This window comes from Caulobacter flavus (assembly GCF_003722335.1).
GTDB lineage: Bacteria > Pseudomonadota > Alphaproteobacteria > Caulobacterales > Caulobacteraceae > Caulobacter > Caulobacter flavus.
The window spans coordinates 2,175,675-2,186,864 of the sequence record NZ_CP026100.1 but is presented as its reverse complement, the minus strand read 5'-3'; the positions used below and the strand labels follow the sequence as shown (position 1 = coordinate 2,186,864).

The following is an 11,190-nucleotide window of genomic DNA, read 5'->3' as shown; positions in this document are numbered from 1 at the left end:
GTGGGGGGCTCCATACGTCCAGTTCGGACGGGAGTGGTCGAGCCGCGTCGATCATCCACGGGAGACCCCATGCCCTCCACCCTGTCCGACACCCGTAGCGCCATCGGTCCGTTGGCGCGGCTATGGCTGCTGCTGCTCGGCGCGATCATCGTGGCCGCGGGCCTGTTCTTCGTGGTCGGCGGCGGCAAGCTGCTGACGCTCGGCGGCAGCCCCTACTTCCTGCTCGCCGGCCTGGCGCTGGTCGCGGCGGGCGTGCAGATCGGCCGGGCCAAGGCCAGCGGGGCCCTGCTGTTCGGGGCGGTGTTCGTTCTGACGGTGCTCTGGGCGCTGTGGGAATCGGGCTTCTCGTTCTGGCCGCTGATCTCGCGCCTCCTGGCGCTCAGCGTCGGCGCGGCCGTGGTGGCCTTCTCCTATCCGCTGATGGCGCGCGCCAGCGGCAGGGCCTCGGCCATGGTTCCCGCCCTGGCGACCGGCGCGGTGCTGGCCGTGGGCGCCGCGGCGGGCTTCACCGCCATGTTCTTCCCCCATCCCACCGTGGCCTTCACCGGCGCGGCGGGGGCTCTCCTGCCGGTCGATCCGGCCAAGGCCCAGAAGAACTGGGAGGCCTACGGCAACACCCCCGGCGCCAGCCGCTTCGTGGCGCTGGACGAGATCACCCGCGACAATATCAAGGGCCTGAAGGTCGCCTGGACCTACCGCACCGGCGACATCGCGGTCAGCGACGGCAACGGCGCCGAGGACCAGGACACGCCGCTGCAGGTCGGTGACACCGTCTACATCTGCACCCCGCACAACAACGTCGTCGCGCTGGACGCCGACACCGGCGCCGAGAAGTGGAAGACGGTGATCGACGCTCGCGCCTCGGTCTGGATGCGCTGCCGGGGCCTGGCCTATTTCGACGCCGGCGCGCCGCTGCTGCAGCCGACCACGTCTGGCGCCAGCCCCGTGCTGGCCGCGATCGTGCCGGAAGGCGCGCCCTGCCGCCGCCGCATCCTGATGAACACCATCAACGCCGTGCTGATGGCCTTCGACGCCGACACCGGCAAGGCCTGCCAGGACTTCGGAACCGCCGGCCGCGTCGACCTGAAGGCGGGCCTGGGCGACGCGCCCGACCCGCAGTACCAGCTGACCGCGGCCCCCACCCTGGCCGGCACGACCATCGTGGTCGGCGGCCGCATCGCCGACAACGTCCAGGTCGACATGCCCGGCGGCGTCGTGCGCGGCTTCGACGTGATCACCGGCGCCCTGCGCTGGGCCTTCGACCCTGGCGATCCGTCGATCACCCAGGCGCCGCCGGCCGGCAAGACCTACGCCCGCTCGACGCCGAACGTCTGGTCGTCGATGTCGTACGACGCCGCTTCCAACACCGTGTTCATGCCGGTGGGCAGCGCCTCGGTCGATCTCTACGGCAAGACCCGCAGCGCGCTCGACCATCGCTACGGCGCCTCGATGCTGGCGCTGGACGCCACGACGGGCCGCGAGAAGTGGGTGTTCCAGACCGTCCACAACGACCTCTGGGACTTCGACGTGCCGATGCAGCCCAGCTTCATCGACTTCCCCAAGGCCGGCGGCGGAAGCACGCCCGCCCTCGTCTTCGGCACCAAGGCCGGCCAGCTCTACGTGCTCGACCGCGCCACCGGCCAGCCGCTGACCAAGGTCGAGAACGTGCCGGTCAAGGCCGCCGACATCCCCGGCGAGCCCTACGCTCTCAGCCAGCCGCGCTCGACCGGCATGCCGCAGATCGGCGCCCAGACGCTGAAGGAAGCCGACATGTGGGGGGCCACGCCCTTCGACCAGCTGCTGTGCCGCATCGCCTTCAAGGGCATGCGCTACGAGGGCCTCTACACCGCCCCCGGCACCGACAAGTCGCTGAGCTTCCCCGGCTCGCTGGGCGGCATGAACTGGGGCGGCCTGTCGACCGACCCGACCACCAACACCATCTTCGTCAACGACATGCGCCTGGGCCTGTGGGTGAAGATGGAACCCCAGGCGGCGAAAGCCACGGCCGCCGCCGGCGGCGAGGCGGTCAATACCGGCATGGGCGCCGTGCCGCTGAAGGGCACGCCCTATTCGGTGAACAAGAACCGCTTCCTGTCGGTGCTGGGCGTCCCCTGCCAGGCCCCGCCCTACGGCACGATGACCGCCATCGACATGACCACCCGCCAGATCAAGTGGCAGGTTCCGGTCGGCACGGTGCGCGACACCGGCCCGCTGGGGATCAAGATGGGTCTGCCGATGCCGATCGGCCTGCCCACCCTGGGCGGCAGCCTGGCCACGCAGGGCGGCCTCGTGTTCTTCGCCGGCAGCCAGGACTACTACCTGCGGGCCTTCGACTCGGCGACCGGCAAGGAGGTCTGGAAGGCTCGCCTGCCGGTCGGCAGCCAGGGCGGCCCGATGAGCTACCGCTCGCCCAGGAGCGGCAAGCAGTACGTGGTGATCACCGCCGGCGGCGCGCGCCAGTCTCCCGATCGCGGCGACTACGTGATCGCCTACGCGCTGAAATGAGGACGTCCCTCCAGCGGCTGGGCGCCGCCGCCGGCCTGGCGGCGGCCCTGGCCTGCGCGGTCTCGCCGGCCCTGGCCCAGTCGGCCGACCGCGCGACGCTTACCGGCGACTGGGGCGGCGCGCGCACCCGCGCGGCCGACGCCGGCGTGACCTTTCGCGGCGACTACGTCTCGGAGACCTTCAGCGTGCTGGACGGCGGCCTGAGGCGAGGCGGCGGCTACACCCAGCAGATCCGCGTCGGCGCCGACTTCGACCTCGACAAGCTGGCCGGCTGGACGGGCGGGATCCTGCACCTGACCTTCAACGACCGGCGCGGAAAGGGCGTGTCGTCCGACGTGGTCGGCAACCGCCTGCCGATCCAGGAGGCCTATGGCGGCCAGTACACGCGGCTGACCGAGCTGAGCATCGAGCAGCAGCTGGACGGCGGGCGGCTGGACCTGCGGGCGGGCTTCTTCGCCATGGGCAACGACCTGGGCGGCATGGCCATCGGCTGCAACCTGGTCAACGCCGCCTTCTGCGCCCACCCGCTGTCGATGTCGGGCGACAGCGGCTGGTACAACTATCCCAACGCCCGCTGGGGCGTGGCGGCGCGCTACGCGGTGCGGCCGGACCTGCTGGTGCGGACCGGCGGCTATCAGGTGAACCCGGCGCTGAACGACAAGCGCAATGCCTGGCGTCCGTTCGCTTCGGGCTCGACCGGCGTCATGCTGCCGCTGGAGGTCGGGTATGATCGCGGCGCGGCGGGGGGACTGCCGGGCCGCTACAAGCTGGGCGCCTATTACGACAGCTCGCGCGTCGCCCGGCAGGGCGAGAGCGGACGCGTGAAGGGCCGCTACGGCGTCTACCTGCTGGCCGACCAGATGATCTGGCGCGAAGGCAGCGGCGGCAGAGGCCTGTCGCTGTTCGGCCAGTTCACGGCCAATCCGAAGGCCTCGGCGCCGATCACCCGCTGGTACGAGGCGGGCCTCGTCAAGACCGGCACCTTCCCGGGTCGCGACGCCGACACCATCGCCCTGGGACTGGTGCACGCCGAGCTGAATCCGCGCCTGCGGCGGGCCTACGTGGACGCCGCCACGCCGCCCGTCGACTACGGCTCGCTGCCCGCGGGCGAGACCGCGATCGAGCTCAGCTACGGCTGGCAGGCGACGCGCTGGCTGACCGTCCGCCCGGACGTGCAATACATCATCGACCCCGGCGCGTTCGGCTATCGCGATACGCCCAACGCCCTGGTCGCGGGGGCGCAGGTCAAGGCGCAGTTCTGAACGGCGCGGGCCCCTTCCACGAAACATGGCGCCCGCCCCAGGAATAACCGCAGTCCCAAGCGTGGCGGCGCGGGCGCGGGTCGTGTATCGGGGGAGCCGACCATGACCGCCGATCTCGCTCCGCCCCGCTATCCAGACCTCCGTGACCGGACCATCGTGCTGGTCGGGCTGATGGGCGTGGGCAAGTCCAGCGTCGGGCGGCGGCTGGCCAACACCCTGGACCTGCCGTTCCGCGACGCCGACAACGAGGTCGAGCGCGCCGCCGGCCGATCGATCCCCGAGATCTTCGGCGAGATGGGCGAGGAGGCGTTCCGCGACGGCGAGCGCCGGGTCATCGCCCGCCTGCTCGACGAGCCCCCGCACGTGCTGGCCACCGGCGGCGGCGCCTTCGTCAACGCCGAGACCCGCGCCCTGATCAAGGACAAGGCCATCGCCATCTGGCTGAAGGCCGACCTGGAGCTTCTGGCCCGCCGCGTCGGCCGCAAGGACGGCCGGCCGCTGCTGAAGAACCGCGACCCGATGGACGTCCTGCGCGAGCAGGCGACCGCGCGCTATCCCGCCTATGGCGAGGCCCACCTGACCGTCGAGACCGGCGACACGCCGCACATGGTGGCCGTCGAGGCCGTCATCGCCGCCCTGCAGGGCCGCCTCGCCGCCGCGTCCGCTACCGGAGAGTAAGACCGTGATCCGCACCGTTCCCGTGGGCCTGGGCGATCGCGCCTACGACGTCGTCATCGGTACGGGCCTGATCGACAAGGCCGGCGAGCACGTGCTGCCGTTCCTTTCCAAGCGCAGGCGCTGCGCCGTGGTCACCGACGCCAATGTCGGCGAGCACCATGTCGAGCGGCTGTCGGTGTCGCTGGAGAAGGCCGGCGCCTCGGTCGACGTCATCGTGCTGCCGCCGGGCGAGGAGACCAAGAGCTTCGAGGGCCTGGCCCATCTGTCGGACCAACTGCTGGCGCTGAACCTCGAGCGCGGCGACATGATCGTGGCCTTCGGCGGCGGCGTGATCGGCGACCTCGCCGGCTTCGCGGCGGCGATCTACAAGCGCGGCGTCGACTTCATCCAGATCCCGACCTCGCTGCTGGCCCAGGTCGACAGCTCGGTCGGCGGCAAGACCGCCATCGACACCCCGCGCGGCAAGAACCTGATCGGCGCCTTCCACCAGCCGCGCCTCGTGCTGGCCGACCTCGACGTGCTGGCCACCCTGCCCGCCCGCGAGCTGGCCTGCGGCTATGCCGAGGTGATCAAGTACGGCCTGCTGGGCGACTTCGACTTCTTCGAATGGCTGGAGAAGAACGTCCACGCCGTGCTCGAGCGCGACACCGAGGCGCTGGTCCGGGCCGTCGGCCGCAGCGTCGAGATGAAGGCCGAGATCGTCGCCGAGGACGAGAAGGAGGCCGGCCGCCGCGCCCTGCTGAACCTCGGCCACACCTTCGGTCACGCCATCGAGGCCGAGATGGGCTTCGGCGACGCGCTCAAGCACGGCGAGGCGGTGGGCGTGGGCATGGCCCAGGCCTTCCGGTTCTCGGCGTCGCAAGGCCTGTGCCCGGCCCAGGACGCCGTCCGCGCCGTCGCCGCCATCAAGGCCGCCGGCCTGCCGACCACCCTGTCCGAGGTGCGCTCCGGGCCGTTCGGCGCCGACGCCCTGATCGCCCACATGGGCCAGGACAAGAAGGCCGAGGGCGGCGCCCTGACCTTCGTGCTTGTGCGCGGGATCGGCGAAGCCTTCGTCGCCAAGGGCGTCGATCCGGCCCCGCTGCGCGCCTTCCTGCTGACCGAAGGCGCGGCCGGCTGAAGACCCGCCCCTGACGCGAGACGGCCGTCTCACGCCCCGGCTTTCCTAAAAGCCAAGCTTGTTTACGATCGGGCGGAACCGCTCTGATTTCGGCGCGTTGACCTCGACGCGCCGTGTTGTCGGCGATGGGGTCTAGAGCGTGGCAGCCGAAAGTGTGAGCGGTTTCGGCGCCGGCCACGCTCCAGATATAGTCACGGAGCCCGTTCGCCCGTTTCTGTTCCAGAAACGGACGGGCTCCAGGGGGGGAGCCTAGGTGACCGTTTTGGAGGCCGACGCGGTGTCAGCGACGGAGGAGATTGCCGATCTCCGCCGACGGCTGGCCGAAGCGCAGGCCGCTCATGCCGACGAGGTGCGCCGCAACCAGGCGTTCAGCCGCATCGCCGCGGCGATCGGCGCGCACCAGAGCCTGGGCGAGACCGTCCAGGCGGTGATCGACGGCGGCGTCGAGCTGATCGGCGCCCAGTTCGGGGCCTTCTTCTACAACGTCGTCGACAAGGCCGGAGAGAGCTACATGCTCTACGGCCTGGCCGGCGCGCCGCCCGAGGCGTTCGCCGACTTCCCCATGCCGCGCAAGACGGCGATCTTCGCCCCCACCTTCGACGGCGTGGGCGTGGTCCGCTCCGACGACGTCACCGCCGACCCGCGCTATGGCCAGAACGCGCCCCGAAAGGGCATGCCCGAGGGCCACCTGCCAGTGCGCAGCTATCTGGCCGCTCCGGTCAAGACCGCCGACGGCCTGGTGCTGGGCGGCCTGTTCTTCGGCCACCGCGAGCCGGGCCGGTTCGACGCCCGGGCCGAGACGGTGATCGTGGGCCTGGCCGCCCAGGCCGCCGTCGCCATCGAATGGAGCCGGGCCGGCGAGGCCGGCGACCGCGAACTCACCGAACGCCGCCGCACCGAGGAGCGCCTGAAGTTCGCCCTCGATTCCGGACGCCTCGGCTCGTGGGAGCTGGACGTCGAGACCCGCGCCTACGACGCCTCCGACATCTGCAAGTCGAACTACGGCCGCGCCGCCGACCAGGACTTCGGCTTCGACGACCTGGTGGCCACCATCCATGCCAGCGACCGCGAACGGATGCTAAAGGCGATGGACGAGGCCATCCGCACGGGCGGCGACTACGACATCGAGTACCGCGTGGTCATCCCCAGCGGCGAAACCCGCTGGGTGCACGCCCGCGGCCGCGCCGCCGTGCGCGACGAGACGCCGGTGATCGGCGGCGGCGTGCGGCGCATGGCCGGGGTGTCGCTGGATGTCACCGAGCGCAAGCGGGCCGAGGAGCGCCAGCGCCTGCTGCTCAACGAACTGAACCACCGGGTGAAGAACACCCTGGTCACCGTCCAGTCGATGGCCGCCCAGACCCTGCGGGCCGCGGAAAACCTCGACGCCTTCCGCGAGGCCTTCGAGGCCCGGCTGATCGCCCTGTCGCAGACCCACAACCTGCTCACCGAGCAGAACTGGGAAAGCGCCAGCCTGCGCGAGATCGTCGACGCCGAGCTCGAGGCCTTCGCCGGCCGCGAACGGCTGGACTTCGACTACACCCGCGACCTGCGGCTCAATCCCAAGGCCACCGTCGCCGTCGGCATGGCCGTGCACGAACTGGCCACCAACGCCGCCAAGTATGGCGCGCTGTCGACGTCCGAGGGCCGGGTCACCGTGGCCTGGTCTGTGGAGCCGCCCCAGGCCCCCGGCCGGCTCGTCCTGACCTGGACCGAGCGCGGCGGCCCGCCCGTCACGACGCCGAGCCGCCGCGGCTTCGGCGCCCGCCTTCTGGAGAAGGGCCTCGCCGGCGAGTTGTCCGGCGTGGTCCGTCTCGCCTATGATCAATCAGGCCTGGTCTGCGCCATGACGCTGCCCCTCGCCGCCCTGGAGCCGTGAAACAGATGAAGACCCTCGCCGCCCTGAAGGTACTGGTGGTCGAAGACGAAGCCCTCGTCTCGATGCTGGTCGAGGACATGCTCGGCGACCTCGGCTGCGAGGTCGTGGGCCCCGCCGCCGAGATCGAGGAGGCCCTGCGGCTGGCCGGTTCGGCCGAGATCGACGCGGCCCTGCTCGACGTCAACCTCGGCGGCCGCCCGATCTTCCCGGTCGCCGACGCCCTGAAGGCCCGCGGCGTGCCCTTCGCCTTCGCCAGCGGCTATGGCGAGGCGGGCCTGACCGAGCCGCACAAGGGCTCGGCGGTGCTGCAGAAGCCGTTCCGCGAGGCCGACCTGCGCCGCGTGCTCGAAGGCCTGGCCGCCCAGGTCGCCTGACGCGGCGGGCCCTCGCCCGCCCCATCTTCGGATCTTCGACAGCCGCCCCGGTCGCCGGGGCGGCTGTTTTCGTTCGGCCGTGCGCCACGCCTGGCGCGCGAAGGACGGCGCGCAAAGAAAAAGGGCGGCGAGGTTGCCCTCGCCGCCCTTCCCGTCCCCCTAGAGGGCTGGGTTTCTTACCACTTCTTGCTGACGTTCACGAACATACGACGGCCGAGGATGTCGTAGGACGAGGCCAGACGCATGTTCGAGAAGCGGCTCGCCGACGACGACGAGTAGAACGGCGGCTGCTCGTCGAACACGTTGTTGATGCCGGCGATCACGGTGATGTCGTCGAACTTGCGACGCACCGAGATGTCGTGCGTGGCGTTGAACTCGATGTGACGCTTCACGTAGGCGGTCTGGTCACGGTACGTGATGATGTCCGTGCCGTAGCCGCTGTAGCTGTCGTCGACGTCCGAGGTCTTGCCGACCATCTGGGTGGCCCAGGTGACGGTCCAGTCGCCTTGGTTGTACGAAACGCCCGTGCGGCCCGCGAAGTCCGGATAGGCCGTGAAGCCTTGGTTCTTCACCGGATCCGCGCCGTTGCTCAGCTGGGTGTACCAGTCGAGGGTCCAGGTGAACTGGCCCGACACGGTCAGGGTGCCGTGCGGCAGTTCGTGGCGGTACACCGCGCTCAGGTCGAGGGCGTTGTTCCACTGCTTGGCCACGTTCAGGTAGGCGTCCGACACGGTCAGAACGGCGCCGAAGGTCGGCGACGAGGTGTCGGTGTTACGGGTGATCAGGCTGCAGTAGGCGCTGGTCGGGAAGTCAGGCGCATCCAGGCACGAGTCCAGGATGTTGGCGGCGCCGTAGCGCTGCACCTGATTGTTGACCGTCAGTTCCGAGTAGTCGAGCGAGACGTTCAGGTCGATGAAGCTCGGCGTGAAGACGATGCCGATCGACTTGTTGTCCGACTCTTCGGCTTCCAGGTAGCCAACGCCGCCCTTGGCGAAGATGGTGTAGGAGCCGGCGCCGCCGTGCGTGGAGTTCGCCGCGATGCCCAGGGCCGCGCAGTTGGCGCGCTGGCGGTCGGTGACGCCCGCCGTGGTGCCGTACTGGTAGCAGGGGTCCGAGGTCTGAGCCAGGAAGCTGCTCGACGAGCCGAGGTACAGTTCGTACAGCGCCGGAGCGCGGAACGAGGTGCCCTTGTTGGCGCGCAGGGCCCAGGTGGAGTTGATGTTCCACTTCAGGCCGGCCTTGTAGGTGCTGCTCGAGCCGTACGACTTGTAGTCCGAGTAGCGGGCCGAGTAGTTCAGCGTCAGGCTGTCGACCAGCGGCAGGTTCTTCAGCAGCGGAACTTCCAGTTCGCCGAAGAGCTCCTTCACTTCGTCCGAACCGTGCGTCTCGGCCGAGGCGGCCGAACCGTTGTAGTTGCTGTTGCGGCTGTTGTAGCCCGGGACGTCGTCCAGGCTTTCCTTACGCAGCTGGAAGCCGACGGCGGCGCCGACCATGCCGGCGGGCAGCTTGAACAGGTCGCCGCTGATCGAGCCTTCCACGTACTGGTAGACGTACTCGGTGTGGCCTTGCTCGTAGCCGTTCAGGAAGGCGTACTCTTCCGGCGTCAGGTAGCTGCCGCCGACGGTCGAGACCTTGCCCAGGTCGATGTTGGTCGGGCAGGTGGCGTTCGGCATGTTGGCCGAGATCGTCACGAGCGCCTGGTTGCATCGGGCGGCGCCCGACACGGCCAGCATGCGGTCGTTGTAGATGAAGTCTTGACCGTAGTCGCCCGACGACTTCGAGTACTGGCCGTAGATGTCCCAGTCCCAGTTGCCGAGAACCGGCAGCGATTCCGGCAGCACGCCGCGGACGCCGAGGACGGCGCGGGCGTAGTCGACGGTCTGGTCGCGGGTGACCGGCAGCACGAAGATCGGCGAGAAGGCCGAGGCGGCCAGCGGCGCGCCGGTCGGACCGACGTAGCTCGGGTTGTTGGCGAAGTTGAACGGGTTGGTCGGGTTGTTCGCGTTGATCGTCGGACCGATCTGGCGAATGCTGCGCTGTTCCGATTCACGACGGTTCAGCAGCAGTTCGCCGTAGATTTCCGTCTTTTCGGTCAGGTCGAAGCCGCCGCTGGCGAAGAACGACTTGCGGGTCACCGGCGACACGGCGTGGCGGTAGCCTTGCAGCGGCGAGTCGGTGGTCTGCAGCGCCTGGTTGGCGCGGGCGAAGGCCAGCGGGCTCGAGCAGTTGCCGGCCGTGCTGCTGCCGCAGTAGATCGAGTAGGCCGACTGGGTGCCGGCCAGATCGGCGCGGACGTCGGCCGTGACGGTGGCCAGGCTGCCGTTGACGCGGCGGAAGCCGTTCAGGTCCCAGCCGTTCGAGACGGCGGCGGCGTCCGGGATGTAGCGGGCGGTGCCGCGGATGTAGATGCCGGTCAGGGTGTTGAGGCACTTGTACGAACCGTCGGGCATGACGAGGTCGCGACGGGCGCCGGTCACCGGGTCGAAGGTGTAGTCCTGCGGGCAGTTCAGGTAGTCGCGGTCTTTGAAGCGCAGGCCGTTCGACTGGTAGTAGTCGCCGGCGACGTTCAGGTAGCCGCGGCTGAAGGTCCAGCCCTTGGAGATGTTGGCGCGGTAGACTTCACCGCCCTTGCTGAACGGCACGTTGGCGTAGACGGCCATTTCGCCGTCGTCGCTGTTGCGCTTCGTCATGATGTTCACGACGCCGGCGATGGCGTCCGAACCGTAGATCGACGAGGCGCCGCCGGTCAGGATTTCGGTGCGGTCGACGACCGAGCTCGGAATGACGTTCAGGTCGAACGGGCCGACGGTGCCGCCGATGCCGGCGGGACCGGCGCGGCGGCCGTTGATCAGGGTCAGGCTGCGCTGGGCGCCCAGGCCGCGGAGCGACAGGGTGTTGGCGCCGTTGCCGCCGGTGGTGACGAAGCCGGTGAAGTTGTTGTTGATCTGCTGGGAGGTGGAGCCGAGGATCGAGCTCTGCAGGATCGAAGCGGTGTCGACCTGGCCTTGCAGTTCGGCGCTTTCGCTGGTGATCACGGTCACCGGCGAGGCGCTGTTGAATTCCGAGCGCTTGATGCGCGAACCGGTGACGACCAGTTCTTCGACTTCGTTGGCCGCGGGCTCTTCGGCCTTCGGCGCCGGCTTGGCGGTCTGGGCCGAAGCGGCCGACACGACGCCAAGCATCGCGATACCCGCGATAACCGTCGTCGCGAGCAGATTTCTCTTATCAAACTTCATCAATGAAATTCCCCCGCGGGGCGCCCCCGCACTGCATTTCGCCAGCGGCACATCCCATACCGTCGGCGCGGCGAAACGTAACAGGTTTGCGACCCGCCTCAACGCACTTGGCCAAATTGTGACGCGGATGTCCGAGATC

7 protein-coding genes are annotated in these 11,190 nt (G+C 69.6%); 6 read left to right on the top strand and 1 reads right to left on the bottom strand.

Features of this window, described 5'->3' with window-relative positions:
* Positions 1-69 precede the first annotated feature (69 nt).
* The 6 genes from C1707_RS10150 (at position 70) to C1707_RS10125 (ending at position 7,815) form a co-directional block, all read left to right on the top strand.
* Positions 70-2,505 carry a membrane-bound PQQ-dependent dehydrogenase, glucose/quinate/shikimate family gene (locus tag C1707_RS10150; protein ID WP_164467324.1) on the top strand — a complete coding sequence of 812 codons (2,436 nt, stop codon included), beginning with the start codon at positions 70-72 and terminating at the stop codon, positions 2,503-2,505.
* A complete protein-coding gene (locus tag C1707_RS10145; protein ID WP_101714998.1) occupies positions 2,502-3,767 on the top strand; it encodes a carbohydrate porin in 1,266 nt (421 codons plus the stop codon). Before C1707_RS10150 ends, C1707_RS10145 begins: the two co-directional genes overlap by 4 nt.
* 102 nt (positions 3,768-3,869) lie before the next feature.
* Positions 3,870-4,445 (top strand): shikimate kinase, encoded by a 576-nt coding sequence (locus tag C1707_RS10140; protein ID WP_101714997.1) that lies wholly within the window; start codon positions 3,870-3,872, stop codon positions 4,443-4,445.
* A 4-nt stretch (positions 4,446-4,449) separates the two neighbouring features.
* Complete coding sequence (aroB, locus tag C1707_RS10135; protein WP_101714996.1) at positions 4,450-5,565, top strand: 3-dehydroquinate synthase; 1,116 nt, start codon at positions 4,450-4,452, stop codon at positions 5,563-5,565.
* Between the two features lie 253 nt (positions 5,566-5,818).
* Positions 5,819-7,441 (top strand): HWE histidine kinase domain-containing protein, encoded by a 1,623-nt coding sequence (locus tag C1707_RS10130; protein ID WP_101714995.1) that lies wholly within the window; start codon positions 5,819-5,821, stop codon positions 7,439-7,441.
* Positions 7,442-7,446: 5 nt separating this feature from the next.
* A complete protein-coding gene (locus C1707_RS10125) occupies positions 7,447-7,815 on the top strand; it encodes a response regulator (protein ID WP_101714994.1) in 369 nt (122 codons plus the stop codon).
* 176 nt (positions 7,816-7,991) lie between these two features.
* Here the strand turns inward: C1707_RS10125 and C1707_RS10120 are convergent, their stop codons facing one another.
* On the bottom strand, positions 7,992-10,997 hold the full coding sequence (locus C1707_RS10120) for a TonB-dependent receptor plug domain-containing protein (RefSeq protein WP_164467323.1): 3,006 nt from the start codon (positions 10,995-10,997) through the stop codon (positions 7,992-7,994).
* Positions 10,998-11,190 lie beyond the last annotated feature (193 nt).